General features: G+C 69.3%; 17 protein-coding genes. 15 read left to right on the top strand and 2 right to left on the bottom strand.

What is annotated here, in order from left to right; translation table 11 throughout:
• Nucleotides 1–3: 3 nt before the first annotated feature.
• Together GTZ93_RS11220 and GTZ93_RS11225 are read left to right on the top strand one after the other, a co-directional pair.
• A complete protein-coding gene (locus GTZ93_RS11220) occupies nucleotides 4–723 on the top strand; it encodes a methyltransferase domain-containing protein (RefSeq protein WP_121755246.1) in 720 nt (239 codons plus the stop codon).
• A 20-nt stretch (nucleotides 724–743) separates the two neighbouring features.
• Nucleotides 744–1718 carry a hydroxymethylglutaryl-CoA lyase gene (locus GTZ93_RS11225; RefSeq protein ID WP_120579417.1) on the top strand — a complete coding sequence of 325 codons (975 nt, stop codon included), beginning with the start codon at nucleotides 744–746 and terminating at the stop codon, nucleotides 1716–1718.
• 24 nt (nucleotides 1719–1742) lie between these two features.
• On the opposite strand, the gene GTZ93_RS11230 is transcribed toward GTZ93_RS11225, so the two are convergent.
• Nucleotides 1743–3737: a TIM44-like domain-containing protein gene (locus GTZ93_RS11230; protein WP_139920198.1), complete on the bottom strand. Its 1995-nt coding sequence runs from the start codon at nucleotides 3735–3737 to the stop codon at nucleotides 1743–1745.
• A gap of 104 nt (nucleotides 3738–3841) precedes the next feature.
• Between GTZ93_RS11230 and GTZ93_RS11235 the strand changes: the two genes are divergently transcribed.
• The gene (locus GTZ93_RS11235; RefSeq protein ID WP_139920200.1) at nucleotides 3842–4618 is read left to right on the top strand and encodes an enoyl-CoA hydratase-related protein; all 777 of its coding nucleotides are present in this window, start codon (nucleotides 3842–3844) and stop codon (nucleotides 4616–4618) included.
• A gap of 80 nt (nucleotides 4619–4698) precedes the next feature.
• On the opposite strand, the gene GTZ93_RS11240 is transcribed toward GTZ93_RS11235, so the two are convergent.
• Nucleotides 4699–5079, bottom strand: coding sequence for a YtxH domain-containing protein (locus GTZ93_RS11240; RefSeq protein WP_120597835.1), 381 nt, complete (start codon nucleotides 5077–5079; stop codon nucleotides 4699–4701).
• A gap of 217 nt (nucleotides 5080–5296) precedes the next feature.
• Here GTZ93_RS11240 and GTZ93_RS11245 point away from each other — a divergent pair, with 217 nt between their 5' ends.
• From GTZ93_RS11245 to GTZ93_RS11300, 12 genes are all read left to right on the top strand, one after another.
• Nucleotides 5297–6826 carry an acyl-CoA carboxylase subunit beta gene (locus GTZ93_RS11245; RefSeq protein WP_120579421.1) on the top strand — a complete coding sequence of 510 codons (1530 nt, stop codon included), beginning with the start codon at nucleotides 5297–5299 and terminating at the stop codon, nucleotides 6824–6826.
• Between the two features lie 43 nt (nucleotides 6827–6869).
• Entirely contained in the window at nucleotides 6870–8015 is a 1146-nt protein-coding gene (locus tag GTZ93_RS11250; protein WP_139920202.1) for an acyl-CoA dehydrogenase family protein, read from the top strand.
• Nucleotides 8015–8878, top strand: a complete 864-nt coding sequence (locus GTZ93_RS11255) for a hypothetical protein (protein WP_180946116.1) — start codon at nucleotides 8015–8017, stop codon at nucleotides 8876–8878. Before GTZ93_RS11250 ends, GTZ93_RS11255 begins: the two co-directional genes overlap by 1 nt.
• A gap of 14 nt (nucleotides 8879–8892) precedes the next feature.
• Nucleotides 8893–9666, top strand: coding sequence for a ribonuclease III (rnc, locus tag GTZ93_RS11260; protein WP_167548050.1), 774 nt, complete (start codon nucleotides 8893–8895; stop codon nucleotides 9664–9666).
• Between the two features lie 67 nt (nucleotides 9667–9733).
• Nucleotides 9734–10405 (top strand): peptidylprolyl isomerase, encoded by a 672-nt coding sequence (locus GTZ93_RS11265; RefSeq protein ID WP_139921190.1) that lies wholly within the window; start codon nucleotides 9734–9736, stop codon nucleotides 10403–10405.
• The gene (locus GTZ93_RS11270) at nucleotides 10402–10959 is read left to right on the top strand and encodes a peptidylprolyl isomerase (protein ID WP_120576875.1); all 558 of its coding nucleotides are present in this window, start codon (nucleotides 10402–10404) and stop codon (nucleotides 10957–10959) included. The genes GTZ93_RS11265 and GTZ93_RS11270 overlap by 4 nt, the downstream gene beginning before the upstream one ends.
• 83 nt (nucleotides 10960–11042) lie before the next feature.
• Nucleotides 11043–11996 carry a GTPase Era gene (gene era, locus GTZ93_RS11275; protein ID WP_120576876.1) on the top strand — a complete coding sequence of 318 codons (954 nt, stop codon included), beginning with the start codon at nucleotides 11043–11045 and terminating at the stop codon, nucleotides 11994–11996.
• A gap of 70 nt (nucleotides 11997–12066) precedes the next feature.
• Nucleotides 12067–13476: a ribosome biogenesis GTPase Der gene (gene der, locus GTZ93_RS11280; protein WP_139921192.1), complete on the top strand. Its 1410-nt coding sequence runs from the start codon at nucleotides 12067–12069 to the stop codon at nucleotides 13474–13476.
• Nucleotides 13477–13571: 95 nt separating this feature from the next.
• Nucleotides 13572–14381, top strand: coding sequence for a tetratricopeptide repeat protein (locus tag GTZ93_RS11285; protein ID WP_390624862.1), 810 nt, complete (start codon nucleotides 13572–13574; stop codon nucleotides 14379–14381).
• 46 nt (nucleotides 14382–14427) lie between these two features.
• Entirely contained in the window at nucleotides 14428–15567 is a 1140-nt protein-coding gene (locus GTZ93_RS11290; RefSeq protein ID WP_257979398.1) for an outer membrane protein assembly factor BamB family protein, read from the top strand.
• Nucleotides 15564–16001 (top strand): (deoxy)nucleoside triphosphate pyrophosphohydrolase, encoded by a 438-nt coding sequence (locus GTZ93_RS11295; RefSeq protein WP_120576879.1) that lies wholly within the window; start codon nucleotides 15564–15566, stop codon nucleotides 15999–16001. Before GTZ93_RS11290 ends, GTZ93_RS11295 begins: the two co-directional genes overlap by 4 nt.
• Entirely contained in the window at nucleotides 16001–16876 is an 876-nt protein-coding gene (locus GTZ93_RS11300) for a ribonuclease H-like domain-containing protein (protein WP_120576880.1), read from the top strand. Before GTZ93_RS11295 ends, GTZ93_RS11300 begins: the two co-directional genes overlap by 1 nt.
• Nucleotides 16877–16882 lie beyond the last annotated feature (6 nt).

Consider the following 16882-nt stretch of genomic DNA (forward strand, 5'->3'; position numbering starts at 1 on the left):
GCCGTGAGCGACTTCTTCGGAGAGCTGTACCTGCGCAGCACGCTGCCGTACCTCTCCGAGGCGGTGACGGCCCGGGAAGTCGACTACCTGTCCCGGGCGTTCGCGGACGTGGAGGGCCCGGTGGTGGACCTGGGCTGCGGCCACGGCCGGCACGCGGCGCGGCTCAACACGGAGGGCTCGCTCGCGGGCAGGGTGGTGGGCCTGGAGCTGGATCCGCTGTCCCTTCGCCTGCGCCGCCCCGGCTTCCCCGTGGTGCGAGGCGACCTGCGGGCGCTGCCCTTCCAGGACGCGACCCTGGGGGGCGCCTACGCCTGGTATTCGACACTCTTCGCCTTCAGCGACGCGGAGCATGTCCAGGTGCTGCGCGAGGTGGCTCGGGCGCTGCGGCCCGGCGGGCGGTTGGTGTTCCAGACGGTTCCCTACGAGCGGCTGGCCGGAAGTCCGGGCGCATCGTTCCGCGAGCGGTTACCGGATGGGAGTCTCCTGGAGGAGGAGAGCCGCTTCGACGCGACGCGTGGAAGGGATGTCGGGCAGCGTCAGCTCACCTTGCCTGACGGTCGCGTGCTGCGGGCGGCGTACACGCTTCGTTACTATCCTCTTGCGGAACTGAAGGGGCTGTTGGAAAGCACGGGCTTTTCGGTGCAGTGGGTGCACGGCGGCCTGGACTCCGCGCCGATGACACCCGAGTCGACCGACCTCATCGTGGGAGCCGGGCGCCGGTGACGGAGCCCCGGACACGTCCAGTGGATCCGAAAGAGACATCGCGAACGCGGGTCGGCCTGCTGGGGCAACTGCCCCGCCGGGTCGACGTGTACGAGGTCGGCCCCCGCGACGGCCTGCAGAACGAGCTCCGCACGCTGCCCACCCGAGACAAGGCGCGGCTCATCAACGCCCTGGTCGCCGCGGGGGAGAAGCGCATCGAGGTGACGTCGTTCGTGTCGCCCAAGTGGATCCCCCAGCTGGCGGACGCGGAGGAGTTGCTCAAGCAGGTGGGCCGCCGCCCCGGAGTCGTCTTCTCCGCGTTGGTGCCCAACCTGAAGGGCCTGGAGCGCGCGCAGGCGGCGGGCCTGGAGGAGGCCGCGGTGTTCATCTCCGCGTCGGAGGCCCACTCCAAGAAGAACATCAACAAGACCATCGCGGAGGCGCTGGCCGGCGCGAAGGAAGTGACGGCCGCCGCCCGCAAGGCCGGCATGCGCGTGCGCGGCTACCTGTCCACCGTGTGGGGCTGCCCCTACGAGGGCCACGTCCCGGTCGAGCGCGTGGTGGACATCTGCCGCCAGTTGGTGGACGCGGGCATCTACCAGCTGAGCCTGGGTGACACGATTGGCGTGGGCACGCCCCGGCAGACGGAGGAGATCCTCACGGCGCTCCTCCAGCACATGCCGGTGGACACGCTGGCGCTGCACCTGCACGACACGCGAGGCACCGCGCTGGCCAACGCGCTGGTGGGCCTGTCCGCGGGCGTCACCACGTTCGACGCGAGCATCGGCGGACTGGGCGGCTGTCCCTACGCGCCGGGCGCCGCGGGCAACCTGGCCTCCGAGGACGCCGTCTTCATGATGCACGGCATGGGCGTGGACACCGGCATCGACCTGGACAAGCTGGTGGAGGCCGGGGAGATCGCCCAGGAGCTCATCGGCCGGAAGCTCGCGGGCAAGTACCTCCAGGCCGCGCTCGGCGAGCGGGACAAGAAGGCCACCCGCCGCGCGCAGACCTGAGCCTCCCCACCGGGGACCACGTGGCTAGTGGTCCCCGAGCAGCGCCGGAAGCTTCTCCTCCAGGCCCAGGTGTTGGGCGGCGATCTGCAGCATCTTCCGCTCCTTGCGGTCGATGCGGCCGTCCACCAGGGCCATCTCCACGATGTGGCGCAGGAAGACTTCCGCTTCCGGGCTGCCGCGCGGCACCAGGCGCTCGAAGAGCTGCGGCCCGGCGTTGAGGGCCATCTCCACGTTAGCCCACGACACGCTCCAGCGCTCCGCGCACAGCTTGAGCAGGCGACGCTCGGCGTTCGAGACCTCGCCATCCGCGGCGGCGATGGCGGCCATCATGTAGAGCAGCCGCTCGCGCTCCTTCACGTCCGTCACCACCCGGTCGCCGTCGCCAACGCCGTCGCCATTGCCATGGCCGCCGACGTCCACGGGCGGGGGCGCCACGGTGCCGCGCTCGGACCGGCGGGCCTCCTGGTAGCGGGCCGCGTTCCGGGACGTGCGCTGCGCGTGGTGGACGTTCCAGGACTCGAAGGGGAGGGCGGACGCGAGCACCCAGTCGCGCTCGCCGTTGCCCAGCACCGTGCCGCAGAACTCGCAGGTGTTGGCCGCGCTGTTGGTGGTGGGCGCGTTGCACTGCGGGCAGCGGTCCGTGGACATACCCGTGTCCGTGTTCGTCTTCGCGCCGTGGCGACGCAGCAGCGTGAAGACCCACCGCTGCGGCACCGTGGGCAGGCTTGGCGGCTTCTCGTTCGCGGGGCCAATGCCCATGCGAGCGCTCCACCGGATTTCGACCTGCGCCTCGTCGAAGGACTCCGGATGCACCTCCAGCGCGCGCACGTCCACCGCGCCCACCGCGCACTCCAGGAAGACGCGCCGCCGGCCCTGCTTCGCCAGCTGACCCAGCTCCGCGTTGAGCTTCGTGAGGGCGTCCGCGTTGGCGACCTTGGACAGGCGCTGCGTCTCGTTGCGGCTCTGCGCGTCGATCCACTTCCAGAACAGCAGCGACGCGCGGTCCTCCAGCATCTCCAGGTTGAGCGCCGGGTCGTCCGCGCGCGCCTGCATCAGGCCGTCCACCTGCTTGTGGTGGCGCACGTGCTCCACGCCCTGCGTGATTTCAGAGAGCGTCCAGTCGTAGTTACCGGAGTTCACCACCGCGTTGCAGAACTCGCAGGTGTTGGACGCGCCGCCCTTGTAGGGCGCGCCGCAGTTGGGGCACTTGCCCTGGAACAGGTCCTCACCGATGCGCGTCTGCGCGCCGGGCTTGCGCACGAAGGTCCACACCTCCGTGAACGTCTCCGGCGCCACCTTGCTGGCGGCGGCCATGGCCTGCGCGTCCGTCTGGTTCGCGGGCACGTCCGTGTCGCGGATGCTGGCGCGCACGCGCACGTGGATGCTGTCGTACCACGGGGTCTGGTGCAGGCCGATGAGCTGCACATCCAGCACCTTCATGTCCGCGAGCGCGTCGCGCACGCCCTGCGCCTGCATCAGCCCGAGCTGCACGTTGAAGCGCTGCCACGTCGCGTCCGACAGGAAGGGGCGCACCGGCGTCATGTCCCGGCGGAACCACGACTTCTGCAGCTCGATGAAGAGCCAGCGCACCTTCTCCAGCGTGGGCTCCAATTGGAAGGACGGGTCCTTGAGCTTCAGCGCGTTCACCCAACCCTGCACGTCGCGGCCGGACACCTCCGTGCGCACCTCCGCCTCGCGCTGATCCAACGCGCGCCGGGTGGTGGCGTCCGGGTGCAGGTTGCGCTTGTAGAGCCAGTACGCGACGCCGCCGATGATCAGCAGCGGGACGGTCACCTTCGGGTAGAGGAAGAGGAGCCGGATCAGGTCGAAGATCAGCCAGAAGGGCAGGCCGTCGCCCCCGCCGCCGCCGTTGTTGCGGTCGCGGCCGGACGTGTAGTGCTCGCCTCCACCGCCGCGTGCCAGGGCCACGAGCGGCAGGGCGAGCACGAGCAGGGCGGACACGGTGAGCAGGCCAGGCAGCCACCGCCACGGGCGTTTCGCTGTTGAGCACGAAGGCATGGGCAGGATCCTATCCGTTTACGGCTTGCCAGACTGGAGAACAGGTTTCAGGCTGCGCGCCATTCACGCGGGCCGCCCAGCGCGGTCCGTCACGGGGAGCGAAGATGCCGGAGTTCAAGGTCGAGGCCCGAGGGGCCATCGAGATCTGGACCATCGACGGGGAGAGCCGCCGCAACGCCATCAGCCGCGCGATGCACCAGGAGCTGGACGCGCTCGTGTCCCGCGTGTCCTCCGGCCGTGCCGTGCGCGCCGTCATCCTCACCGGCGCGGGCGACAAGGCCTTCTGCGCGGGCGCGGACCTCAAGGAACGCACCACCATGTCGGAAGACGAGGTGCGCGCCTTCCTCAACGGCCTGCGCGTCACCCTGCGCTCGATTGAAAAGAGCGACTGCGTCTTCATCGCCGCCATCAACGGCGCGGCCTTCGGCGGCGGCACGGAGCTGGCCCTGGCGTGCGACCTGCGCGTCGCCTCGCCCGCCACGGAGATGGGCCTCACGGAAGTGAAGCTGGGCATCATCCCTGGCGGCGGTGGCACCCAGCGGCTGTCCCGGCTCATCGGCCCCGGGCGCGCCAAGGACCTCATCCTCACCGCCCGGCGCGTGAACGCGGCGGAGGCCTTCACCATCGGCCTGGTGAACCGGCTGGCCCCGGAAGGGCACCTGCTGGAGGTCGCCTTCCAGCTCGCGGAGGCCGTGGTGGAGAACGCCCCCGTGGCCGTGGCCACCGCCAAGCACGCCATCGACGAGGGCACCGGCCTGGAGCTGGACGACGCGCTGGCGCTGGAGCTCAAGAAGTACGAGGAGGTGCTCAAGACGGAGGACCGGCTGGAAGGGCTCCGCGCCTTCGCGGAGAAGCGTCCTCCTGTCTATAGAGGCCGCTGAGTCCTCCGAAAGCGACAGGGGCGGCAGGCCCGCGGTTGCCCGCGGACATGCTGCCCCTGGTTGCTTCCCTCAACTCAGCTTCAGGCGCTGGCGGTCTTCTCGCCGCCGATGTTCACGCCCTGTTTGTTGATGTAGCCCATCGCCTTGTCCTTGACGGTGGTGCGCAGCTCCGTGCCGCGGCTCGGGGCCATCAGCAGGGCCACGATGCTGCCCGCGGCGGCGCCCAGCAGGAACGCCCCCAGGCCGCCCATGCCCGCGCGCGCCGGCTTGTACGTCGTCAATCCCACATAGCGCAGCGCGTCGTCCGGGTCGAAGTTGTCCCAGGACTTCCGCGCGACCTTGCCTGCCTTGTCCGCGTAGTCGGGCAGCTGATCCAGCAGCTGGTGCGCAAGGAACTGGCGGTACAGCTTGCTCTTGGCAAAAGCCTTCGCCTGCCACGTCGCCTTCTTCGCTCTGAACATGGGTCCCTCCTGGGCCGGATGCGGTTCACGGGGCGAGTGTGGCCCGCCTGGGTGCACACCCCCCGTGCAGCATGAAGGTAGGCAGGGAAGCCCCAATCGACACCCCCCCGAAGCGCTCCTCCGTGGCCTCATGCGTCGTCCGTTGGACGGCACGGCTGGTGGCCGGCATGGCAAGAAGGCAGCCAGGCCAGGGGTTTCTTGGTATGGGACGACGGCCATGTCCTCAGATCAGAAACTGCTCGAGAAGGTCTCCCAGGTGGAGAAGGGCGGCGCGCCCAAGTACCACGCGAAGAACGCGGAGGCGGGCAAGCTCTTCGCGCGCGAGCGCATCCAGCTGCTCGTGGACGCGGACTCCTTCGTGGAGGACGGCAAGCTCGCCAACAACCTGGACCCGGAGCTGCCCTCCGACGGCGTCATCACCGGCGTCGGGCGCATCGACGGGCGCGCGGTGGCCATCATGGCCAACGACTCCACGGTGAAGGCGGGCAGCTGGGGCGCGCGCACGGTGGAGAAGATCCTCCGCATCCAGGAGACGGCGAAGGCGCTGCGCTGCCCGCTGCTCTATCTGGTGGACAGCGCGGGTGCGCGCATCACGGACCAGGTGGAGATGTTCCCCGGCCGACGTGGCGCGGGCCGCATCTTCTACAACGAGGTCCACCTGTCGGGCTTCGTCCCTCAAATCTGTCTGCTCTTCGGCCCTTCCGCCGCGGGTGGCGCGTACATCCCCGCGTTCTGCGACCTGGTCATCATGGTGGAGGGCAACGCCTCCATGTACCTGGGCAGCCCCCGCATGGCGGAGATGGTCATCGGCGAGAAGGTCACCCTGGAGGAGATGGGCGGCGCGAAGATGCACTGCTCCGTGTCCGGCGTGGGCGACGTGCTGGTGAAGACCGAACAGGACGCCATCGCCGCCGCGAAGCAGTACCTGGCCTTCTTCCCGGAGAACTTCTCCAAGGCCCCGCCGACGGTCGAACTGAAGGCGCCCAAGCACAGCGGCAAGCGCGTGGATGAGATCATCCCGCCGGATCAGAACAAGCCGTTCGACATGCACGCCCTCATCGCGGAGCTCATCGACGAGGGCAGCTGGTTCGACGTGAAGAAGCTCTTCGCGCAGGAGCTCATCACCGGCCTCGCTCGCATTGGCGGGCGGCCGGTGGGCATCGTCGCGAACCAGCCCAAGTACAAGGGCGGCGTGCTGTTCGTGGACAGCGCGGACAAGGCGGCCCGGTTCATCTGGCTGTGTGACGCGTTCAACATCCCGCTGCTGTACCTGGCGGACGTGCCGGGCTTCATGATCGGCACCAAGGTGGAGCGCGCGGGCATCATCCGCGCGGGCGCGAAGATGATCTCCGCGGTGTCGGAGGCCAGCGTGCCGCGCATCTGCGTGGTGGTGCGCAAGGCGTACGGCGCCGGCCTCTACGCCATGAGCGGCCCTGGATTCGCCCCGGAGGCCACGCTGGCGCTGCCCCAGGCGATGATCGCCGTGATGGGCCCGGAGGCGGCGGTGAACGCCGTCTATTTCAACAAGATCCAAGAGCTGCCGGAGGCCGAGCGGCCAGCCTTCGTCCAGAAGCTCCGCGACGAGTACAAGCAGGACGTGGACATCTTCAAGCTGGCCAGCGAGCTCATCATCGACGCCGTGGTCCCCGGCGACTCCCTGCGCGGGGAATTGATGCAGCGTTATTCGCTTTATGCGGACCGGTTCCAGCCCCGTGCGGAGAAGAAGCACGGCGTCCACCCCGTCTGAAGTTCCCCCACCCGCATTCACGCTCTAGATTCCGCACCCGACCATGGACTTCGAACTTCCTGAAAGCCACCGCGCCCTGCAGGCCTCCCTCCGTGAATTCTGCGAACGCCGCGTGAAGCCGTACGCGCGCGAGTGGGACAAGGACGAGAAGTTCCCCATGGAGGTGGTGAAGGAGCTGGGGCAGCTGGGCGTGCTCGGCATGCTCGTCTCCGACGAGTACGGCGGAGCGGCCATGGACTCGCTCGCCGTGGCGGTGGCCGTGGAGGAGATCGCCCGCTACGACGGCTCGCTCGCGCTCACGGTGGCCAGCCACAACGGCCTGGGCACCAGCCACGTGCGCGTGTTCGGCAACAAGGCGCAGCACCAGCGCTACCTGCCCAAGCTCGCCTCCGGTGAGTGGCTGGGCGCGTGGGGCCTCACCGAGCCGGGATCCGGTTCGGACGCGTCCGGCATGCGCACCACCGCCGTGCGCAAGGGCGACAAGTGGGTGCTCAACGGCGCGAAGATGTTCATCACCCAGGGCACGGTGGGTGACGTGTTCGTGGTGCTGGCGCTCACGTCGCCGGAGAAGCGCCAGAAGGGCATCACCGCCTTCGTGCTGGAGAAGGGCATCCCCGGCTTCAGCCAGCGCTCCATCCACGGGAAGCTGGGCATGCGCTCGTCGGACACGGCCGAGCTCATCATGGAGAACGTGGAGGTCGGTGACGACGCCATCGTGGGCGAGGTCGACCGCGGCTTCATCGACACGCTCAAGATCCTCGACAAGGGCCGCATCACCATCGGCGCGCTGTCGGTGGGCCTCCTGCGCGGGGCGCTGGAGGAGTCGGTGGCGTACTCCAAGGACCGCACCGCGTTCGGCCAGCCCATTGGCGAGTTCCAGGGCCTGCGCTGGATGATGGCGGACATGAAGACGGAGCTGGAGGCGGCGCGGCTGCTGGTGCACCGCGCGGCGCGGCTCGCGGACGCGGGTCAGCCGTACTCGGAGGAGGCCTCCATGGCGAAGCTGTTCGCGTCGGAGGCGGCCATGCGCGGGTGCAACAAGGCCGTGCAGATCCACGGCGGCTACGGCTACACGCGCGAGTTCCCCGTGGAGCGCTACCTGCGCGACGCCAAGCTCTGTGAGATTGGCGAGGGCACGAGCGAGATCCAGCGGACCATCATCGCCCGCGAGACCTTCAAAGGCGCCTGATGGATACCGCTCGGCTGCGAGAGCTGGGGCTCCAGGTTCGTGAGGAGCCGTCCGGCGTCGAAGTGGTGCTGGACCTGGAAGCCGCGTCCCTGGTGAATCCCATCACCAAGGACTTCATCACCGAGATCACCTTCCAGGTGATGGGGGACCGGCTCATCCCCATCGCGCCGCCAGCCGTGGTGGGCATGACGCCCATCCTCCTGTCCGCCATCGACGCGGCGGAGGAGATGCAGGCGCTCCTGCTGGACACCTTCAGCGACCACGTCTTCCACCTGCAGCGCCGCTCGGAGGAGCTGCAGCTGCTGGGCCTGCCGGCGGACGTGGATCCGCAGTCGCTGGTGCTGTCCACGGACGTGAGGGATGGCCAGCTCGCGGTGAAGCTGGTGGCGGACCGGCAGGGCAACTTCCGCATCGCGCAGGCCATCCGCGGGCTCGAGGAGCTGGTCACCGCCGCCGGGCACGTCATCGAGCTGTCCGAGTTCCGCGAGAAGGCCGCGCTGACGGGCTACCTGTCCGCGCTGCTCGGCGAGCCCGTGGCGCGCGCTCCGCAGGCGGCGTCGGGCGCGGAGCCGGTGCGCTTCGTGGAGATCGTGGAGAAGTTCGGACCGCAGTCGCTGGTGCCGCCGCGCAGCAGCCTGGAGTTGCTGGCGCAGCTGCAGGTGGAGGGCAAGGCCTACCGCTTCGCGGCCGCGCGCATCGCCGGGCGCACCTTCCGGGGGCTCCTGGCGGGCACCCAGGGCAAGGTGTGGGCGGGCCGCTTCGAACTGGATGAGTTCCCCGGCGTCGTGCAGCTGGTGGCCGAGCTGTTGAAGGTCGCTCCCGAGGCCGTGCGACTCGTGGGCCCGGACGCCCCCCAGGAGTGAGCCGCGTGGAGAAGATGACCCTGGTGGAGCGGGTGCAGACCCTGGAGACGCGCCTGGGCGTGCAGTTCTCCAAGCGCGACCTGGCCCTGGAAGCGCTGACGCACAAGACGTACGTCAACGAGAACCGGGACCAGAACCTCAAGGACAACCAGCGCCTGGAGTTCCTGGGCGACGCCGTGGTGGACCTGGCCGTGAGCCACCGGCTGATGGACCGCTGCCCCGGCGTCCCCGAAGGCGAGCTCACCAAGATGCGCGCCCGCATCGTCCACGAGGAGGGCCTGGCCCGCGTGGCCCGGAGCCTGCGCCTGGGCGAGCTGCTCCTGCTGGGCCGGGGCGAGTCCCAGTCCGGAGGCCGCGACAAGAACTCGCTGCTCGCGGACGCGATGGAGGCGGTGCTGGGCGCGGTGTACCTGAGCGGCGGCCTGGAGCCGGCGCTGTCCCTGGTGGACCGCATCTTCGGGGAGCTGGTGGAGGAGGTGGCCTCCGGCGCGGGCCGCCTGGACTACAAGACGCTCCTCCAGGAGCTGGCCCACGAGAAGCTCAAGCTGTCGCCGCGCTACCGCGTGGTGGCGGAAACGGGCCCGGAGCACTCCAAGGTGTTCGAGGTGGAGGTGTGCATTGGGGAGGCCGTGTACGCCCGGGCCAGCGGCCGGAACAAGAAGGAGGCCGAGCAGGCAGCCGCGCGCACCACGCTGGAGCGCCTGAAGGAGGAGTCGGCTTCCCTGGCATCCCCGGCTGTCGTGGCGCCCATCCCGGGAGGTCCTTCACCGGACGACCCTCCGGCGTGAAAGCCCTTGGAGGGGGAGGGGGGTGGGGGGTAGGGTCCGCGCCTTCCTGCCCTGGAGTTTGTTCCGCATGCACCGTCTTCTCGGTCTCACCGTGGCGCTGGCCGCCGTCGCGGCGTTGGCCGCCGAGCCCGTCGCGGGCCCCTGGACGAAGAAGGTCCAGGCCGGCAAGGACCTCTACGCGACGCTGAAGACGAGCCAGGGCGTCATCACCGTGAAGCTCTTCTCCAAGGACGCGCCCAAGACGGTGGAGAACTTCGTGGGCCTGGCCACGGGCGAGAAGGCCTGGACGGATCCGAAGACGGGCGACCCGGTGAAGGGCAAGCCGCTCTACGCCGGCACCGTCTTCCACCGCGTCATCCCGGGCTTCATGATTCAAGGCGGCGACCCCACCGGCACCGGCCGGGGCGACCCGGGCTTCCGCTTCGAGGACGAGTTCCAGAGCGGCCGCAGCTTCGACAAGCCGGGCATCCTGGCCATGGCCAACGCGGGCCCCAACACCAACGGCAGCCAGTTCTTCATCACCACCGCCACGCCCGCGCACCTCACCGGCCGCCACACCATCTTCGGCGAGGTCGTCACCGGCTACGACGTGGTGGAGAAGATCGGCACCGTGCCGCGCAGCGCGCAGGACCGCCCGCAGACGCCCGTGGTCCTGGAAACGGTGACGCTGAGTGAGAAGGCGCCCAAGAAGCCGGCCGCGCCCAAGCCCGCCGCCCCCAAGAAGGGCACCCCGCAATGAGCTTCATGGAGCTGGCCCACGCGGGCACGGAGCTGTTCGGCACCTTCCAGACGACGGAGGGGCGCATCGTCGTTCGCCTGTTCTCCAAGGACTCGCCCAAGACGGTGGAGAACTTCGTGGGGCTGGCCACCGGGGAGAAGCCCTGGAAGGACCCGGTGACGTTCCAGCCCCAGCACGGACGCCCGCTCTACGACGGGACGCTCTTCTTCCGCTGCATCAAGGACTTCATGATTCAGGGCGGGGACCCGACCAGCCGGGGCAACAACGGGCCGGGCTTCCGTTTCGAGGATGAGTTCCAGAGCGGCCGGCGTTTCGACAAGAAGGGTGTTCTGGCCATGGGCAACACGGGCCCCAACACCAACGGCAGTCAGTTCTTCATCACCGCGGCGCCGCAGCCCCACCTGGACAACCGGTACACCATCTTCGGCGAGGTGGTGGAAGGGCAGGACGTGGTGGACCGCATCGCCAATGAGCTTCCCAAGGATTCAAGCGACCGTCCCCGCCGGGACGTGCGCATCCAGACGTTGACCATCTCCACGGCGCGGCCTTCGTAAGCAGTCCGCCGCCGTACCCTGGCAGTTCCCACGGGGCCTTCCCGAAGTCGGAGTCGGAAGGCCCACTGATCATCTCCGGAAGTATGGCCTCTCAGTCCCAGAAGAAGACCCCTCGCGCTGGCTTCGCCGCGCTCATCGGCCGGCCCAACGTGGGCAAGAGCACGCTGCTCAACGCGCTCACAGGCGAGAAGATCGCCATCGTTTCGCCCAAGCCGCAGACCACCCGCAACCGCATCCTGGGCGTGGTGACGCGCCCGGAAGGGCAGGTGGCGTTCATCGACACTCCCGGCATCCACCAGGCCAAGGGAGAGCTCAACCGCTACATGGTGGAGGCCGCCATCTCCGCGGCCGAGGAGGTGGACCTGGTCCTCTTCCTCATCGAGCCGCCCCAGGGCGAGACGCTGGACGTGACGCCGGGCAACCGCGCCATCCTCGAGCGGCTGGAGAAGGTGGGCAAGCCCACCTTCCTGGTCATCAACAAGATCGACTCCATCCCCAAGGCGAAGCTGCTGCCGCTCATCGCGCTCTACGGCCAGGAGTTCCCCTTCGCGGAGGTGGTGCCTATCTCCGCACGGGAGAAGGACGGCGTGGATCACCTGTTCCAGGTCGTGCTGGGACACCTGCCGGAGGGCGAGCCCCTTTTCGCGGAGGACATGCTCACGGACCAGCAGGAGCGCGTGCTGGTGGCGGAGTACATCCGCGAGCAGGTGCTTCGGCACTGCCGCCAGGAGATCCCGTACTCCACCGCGGTGCTGGTGGACGTGTTCGACGAATCCGAGCGCGAGCCGCGCCCCGGCACGCCCCCCGGCCAGCTGGGCGGCCTCATCCGCATCGCGGCGTCCATCTACGTGGAGCGCGACAGCCAGAAGGCCATCCTGATTGGCAAGCAGGGGCAGATGCTGAAGCTCATTGGCACGGACGCTCGCAAGTCCGTGCAGCGCCTGCTGGGTGCGCACGTGTACCTGGACCTGCGCGTGCGCGTGGAGGCCCGCTGGAGCGAGCGCGCCGCGGGTTTGAGGAAGCTGGGTTACGAGTGATGTCGCCGCGGAAGTTTGTGTCGCTGACGTCGTTGCATTCGAAGTCGTCGTCGCTGTCGAAAGAGACTCCATGAAGCCGCTGGTCGCCATTGTCGGTCGCCCCAACGTGGGCAAGAGCACGCTGTTCAACCGCCTGGTGGGCCGCCGCATCGCGCTCGTGCAGGACGAGCCCGGCGTCACCCGCGACCGGCACTACTCCGACGCGGAGTGGGAGGGCCGCGCCTTCACCCTCATCGACACGGGCGGCTTCGTCCCCGGTGAGAAGGACTCGCTGCTCAAGCAGGTGCGCGAGCAGGCGCAGTTCGCGGTGGAGGAGTGCGACGTCATCATCTTCGTCGTGGACGCCCGCGCGGGGATGACGACGGCGGACGAGGCCGTCGCCAACTACCTGCGCAAGTCGGGCAAGCCCGTCGTCGTGGCGGCCAACAAGCTGGATAACGAGACCGGGCTGATGCAGTCGCTGTCCGGCGAGTTCTTCCGCCTGGGCCTGGGCGACGTGAACGCCATGTCCGCCGAGCACAACCTCGGCATGGGCAGCCTGATGGACTCCGTGGTGTCCAAACTCCCGGAGAAGCAGGAGGGCGAGGACTCGGAGGCGCCGCCGGACGACGGGAAGATCCGCGTGGCCATCATCGGCCGGCCCAACGTGGGCAAGAGCACCCTGGTCAACGCCATCCTCAAGGAGAAGCGCGTTGTCACCAGCGAGGTCGCCGGCACCACGCGCGACCCCATCGACTCCGAGGTCACGTACAAGGGCAATCAGCTCATCCTCACGGACACCGCGGGCATCCGGCGCAAGAAGACCATCGCGCACCAGGTGGAGCAGTACTCCGTCATCGCGGCGCTGAAGGTGCTGGAGCGCAGCGACGTGGCGGTGCTGCTGATGGACGCCACGGAGCCCGCGGTGGACCAGGACGCGAAGCTCGCGGGCCTGTCCATGGACCGCGGTCGCGCGCTGGTCATCGTGGTGAACAAGTGGGACCTCATCGCGGAGGACAAGCGCCGCCAGGAGGCCTTCCGCGAGGACCTCAAGATCGCCCTCAAGTTCGTGGGCTACGCGCCGGTCATCTTCACGTCCGCCCTGCACGGCTCCAAGGTGGAGAAGGTCGTGGACGTGGCGGTGGAGCTGGCCAAGCAGTTCCGCTTCCGGGCGCCCACCCCGCAGCTCAACAAGCTGCTGGATTACATGGTGGACAACAACCCGGCGCCCATCGTGAAGAGCAAGCCGCTGCGCCTGTACTACATCGCCCAGGTGGCGGCGGCCCCGCCGACGTTCACCCTCACCTGCAACGAACCGCAGGGCGTGCCGGACATGTACAAGCGGTACATCACCAACCAGATCCGCAAGACGTTTGATTTGCGGGTCCCCATCCGCCTGCTCTTCCGCGAGCGGCCAGGCAAGGCCAAGCGCGAGGCGCGCAAGAAGCCGCACCTGGCCGGCAAGGGTGGCAAGGGCGGGAAGCGGGCAGGGCGCGACTGACCGCGCTCGCGCGTTGACACTCCCAGCGGGCGCTCTTTACAGTGCGCCGCTTTCCCAGAGCGAAGAGCACCGTCGAGCCGGAGAGAGGTCCCCTCATCGTGGCCCAGCAGAAGACCGAGAAGATTCGCCAGCAGGAGCTTCGTCAGCCGGACGCCTTCCAGAAGGCGGGAGCGGACGCGCGGGACTGGCTGATGCAGCGCCAGAAGTTCCTCGCCATCGGCGCGGGCGTGCTCGTGCTGGGCGCGGTGGGCGTGGCCATCGCCAGTGAGGTCTCCAAGCGCGGCGAGGAGACTGCCTCCATGGCCCTGGGCCAGGCGCTCACCGTCCTGGACCGCCCCGTGACGGGCGTGGACCCGGCGGACCCGTCCGCCACGGAGCCCCCGTTCCCCACGGAGGGGGCCCGCGACGAGGAGGTCGTGAAGCAGCTGGCCGCCTTCCGCAAGGAGCACGGCGGCACCCGCTCGGCGACGACGGCCGCCCTGCCGCAGGCCAAGGCCGAGTTCCGGCTGGGCAAGAACGACGACGCCCTGGCGTCCCTGGACGTCTTCCTCAAGGGCGCCCCGGAGAACGACGCCCTGCGCGCGAGCGCCCTGGAAGGCCAGGGCTACGCCTACGAGGCCAAGGGTGACTACGCCCAGGCCATCACCTCCTTCGAGGCGATGGAGAAGGCGGACACCGGCGAGTACCTGATCGGCATGGGCGCGTACCACAAGGCGCGCATGCTGATTCTCCAGGGCAAGAAGGACGACGCCGCCCAGGTGCTGTCGAAGATTCCGACGGACCACCCGAACAGCGCCGCGGCCCGTCAGGCCACCGAGCGCATGGCGGTGCTGGCCGCGGAGGGCGTGAAGGTGCCCACGCCGGCACCTCCCGCCGCGCCGGCCACGGACTCGGGGCAGCCGTAGCGCGCTCATGACCATGCGGCTTGCTCGGTGGAAGCGGTGGGTGGGAATGGTGGCCGGGGTAGGGCTCCTGGCCGGGTGCGCGACGGCGCCGCTGTACGGCAACCCGGAGCTGCCCGCGGCGCCCCGTCAGCCGCCGGTGGATTTCTTCCAGGTGAACTGGTGGACGGGGCTCGTCGACAAGGTCCCGCTGCTGGAGTACTCGCCGCGCGAGCCCGCCTCTCCGGTGTACGACCCGGAGAGCCGGAACGTCATCGTGCAGACGCGTGACGGTTATGTCCGCGCGGTGGGGCCGGACGCGAAGGTGTCCTGGACCTTCCGCACGGGGGCCCGGGCGCTCGCGGGCGGCCTGGTCAGCGAGGGCGTCGTCTACCTGCCGGGCGGGGATGGCGTGCTGTACGCGCTGGACGGACGCACCGGCGCGGTGAAGTGGAAGTACGCCACCAGCGAGTCCCTGGCCACGGTGCCGGTGCTCGCGGACGGCCTGGTGCTGGTGGCCACGGACACCGACACGGTGTTCGCGGTGAAGGCCACGGACGGCACCTGGGTGTGGCAGTACCGGCGCGACCCGCCGTCCGGCTTCACCATCCGGGGCGCCTCCGCGCCGAAGGTGGACCAGGACACCGCGTACGTCGGCTTCTCCGACGGCTTCCTCGTCGCCCTCAAGGTGGAGGACGGCGGCGTCGTCTGGGAGAAGTCCCTGTCGGGCGCGGGCACGGAGTTCCTGGACGTGGACACCACGCCCGCCATCGACTCGGCGGGGCGGCTGTATGTGGCCTCGTACAAGAACGGCCTGTACGCCCTGGAGGCGGATACCGGCGCCGTCATCTGGAACGCCAGCGTGGGTGGCCTGACGTCGCTCCTGTCGCGCGGCGAGGTGGTGTTCGCCACTGGCGACGGCCGCCTGGACGCCTACCTGGGGGAGACGGGGAAGCTCATCTGGTCGCTCCCCCTCAAGGACAAGACGGCGTTCGCTCCCGTGTTGGCGCGGGGAATGCTCCTGGTGCCCAACGAGCGTGCGCTGCTGTTCGTGGATCCGACGACGGGCAAGTCGCGCCTGGCGTGGAACCCGGGCGTGGGCATCTCCGCGCCGCCGTTCGTGGTGGGCTCGCGGGTGTACGTGCTGTCCAACAACGCGTACCTGTACGCGCTGGACATGAACGACGTGAAGAAGGGGCCGCGCTGGTGACGCGCGCCGTGCCCCGGACGGTGCGGGTGGTGGCCGCGCTGATTCCCCGGCCCGGTCCGGAAGACGGCGGGCCGCGGTACCTGGTCCAGCAGCGCCTTCCCGGTGGGAGCCGCGCGCTCCTCTGGGAGTTCCCCGGCGGCAAGGTGGAGGCGGGCGAAACGGACGAGGCCGCCCTCGCGCGCGAGTGCCGCGAGGAGCTGGACGTGGAGCTGTCCGTGGGCCGCCGCCTGTGGGAGGGCCGGCACACGTACCCGGACCTCACGGTGGAGCTGGTGCTGCTCGCGGCCACGATTGTGTCCGGTGAGCCGAAGCCGCTGGGCGCGCACCAGCTGGCGTTTCACACGCCCACGGAGATGCAGGCGCTGCCGTTCTGCGAGGCGGACGTGCCGCTCCTGGATGATCTGCTGGCGGGAAGGCTGGGTGCGCTCGATTGATGCTGCTGCACACGTTCCAGCTCATCCCCGGCGTGGGGCCGTGGCGCGAGAAGGACCTGTGGTCCAAGGGCATCCGGACCTGGGATGACTTCCCGGACGGCGGCATCGTCATCAGCCGCAAGGCGGACACGGCGGCCCGCGAGCGCATCGCGGAGGCCCGGGCGGCGCTGGCCCGGCGCGACTTGAAGGACCTGGCCCGCATGGTGCCGCCGCGCGAGCACTGGCGTCTGTTCCCGGAGTTCCAGGACGACGCCGTCTACTTCGACATCGAGACGGACGGCAGCAAGACGCAGGTGCCCACGGTGGTGAGCCTGTTCGACGCCGCGGGGCTGCACGTCTTCATCCAGGGCCGGAACATGGACGCGCTGCCAGAGGCCATGGCGAAGCGGCGGCTGTGGGTGACGTTCAACGGCTCGTGCTTCGACGTGCCGGTGCTGAAGGAGTACTTCGGCGAGAAGAACTTCCCGGTGCCGGAGGCGCACATCGACCTGCGCTTCGTGACGCGGCGGCTGGGGATGGGCGGCGGGCTGAAGGAGATTGAGGACAAGCTGGGCGTGGGACGGCCGCCGCACCTGAAGGGTGTGAATGGCTACGACGCGGTGCTGCTGTGGCGTGCGTACCTGCGGCGCGGCGACGTGGAGGCCCTGCGCTACCTGGTCGAGTACAACCTCTACGACTCGTTCCAGCTCCGGTCGCTGATGGACCTTGCGTACAACAAGGGCGCGGACGACCTGAACCTGGACGTCCCCCGGCTGAAGGTCTTCGAGCGCGGGGACCTGCTGTACGACGTGAGCCGGCTGCTCCTGGAGTTGGGCCCCACCGAGCGCGACGTGGACACGCTCGCGCGCGTGCGGGCCATGGAGCAGGATTCCTGAGCGGCC

The organism is Corallococcus exiguus (genome assembly GCF_009909105.1).
In the GTDB taxonomy this organism is placed as follows: domain Bacteria; phylum Myxococcota; class Myxococcia; order Myxococcales; family Myxococcaceae; genus Corallococcus; species Corallococcus exiguus.

Excerpts from the sequence above, each read along its gene's own strand:
- GTZ93_RS11230 (WP_139920198.1), bottom strand. The coding sequence starts at position 3,737 with ATGCCTTCGTGCTCAACAGCGAAACGCCCGTGGCGGTGGCTGCCTGGC.
- GTZ93_RS11235 (WP_139920200.1), top strand. The coding sequence starts at position 3,842 with ATGCCGGAGTTCAAGGTCGAGGCCCGAGGGGCCATCGAGATCTGGACC.
- GTZ93_RS11240 (WP_120597835.1), bottom strand. The coding sequence starts at position 5,079 with ATGTTCAGAGCGAAGAAGGCGACGTGGCAGGCGAAGGCTTTTGCCAAG.
- GTZ93_RS11245 (WP_120579421.1), top strand. The coding sequence starts at position 5,297 with ATGTCCTCAGATCAGAAACTGCTCGAGAAGGTCTCCCAGGTGGAGAAG.
- GTZ93_RS11250 (WP_139920202.1), top strand. The coding sequence starts at position 6,870 with ATGGACTTCGAACTTCCTGAAAGCCACCGCGCCCTGCAGGCCTCCCTC.
- GTZ93_RS11255 (WP_180946116.1), top strand. The coding sequence starts at position 8,015 with ATGGATACCGCTCGGCTGCGAGAGCTGGGGCTCCAGGTTCGTGAGGAG.
- rnc (WP_167548050.1), top strand. The coding sequence starts at position 8,893 with ATGACCCTGGTGGAGCGGGTGCAGACCCTGGAGACGCGCCTGGGCGTG.
- GTZ93_RS11265 (WP_139921190.1), top strand. The coding sequence starts at position 9,734 with ATGCACCGTCTTCTCGGTCTCACCGTGGCGCTGGCCGCCGTCGCGGCG.
- GTZ93_RS11270 (WP_120576875.1), top strand. The coding sequence starts at position 10,402 with ATGAGCTTCATGGAGCTGGCCCACGCGGGCACGGAGCTGTTCGGCACC.
- era (WP_120576876.1), top strand. The coding sequence starts at position 11,043 with ATGGCCTCTCAGTCCCAGAAGAAGACCCCTCGCGCTGGCTTCGCCGCG.
- der (WP_139921192.1), top strand. The coding sequence starts at position 12,067 with ATGAAGCCGCTGGTCGCCATTGTCGGTCGCCCCAACGTGGGCAAGAGC.
- GTZ93_RS11290 (WP_257979398.1), top strand. The coding sequence starts at position 14,428 with ATGGTGGCCGGGGTAGGGCTCCTGGCCGGGTGCGCGACGGCGCCGCTG.
- GTZ93_RS11300 (WP_120576880.1), top strand. The coding sequence starts at position 16,001 with ATGCTGCTGCACACGTTCCAGCTCATCCCCGGCGTGGGGCCGTGGCGC.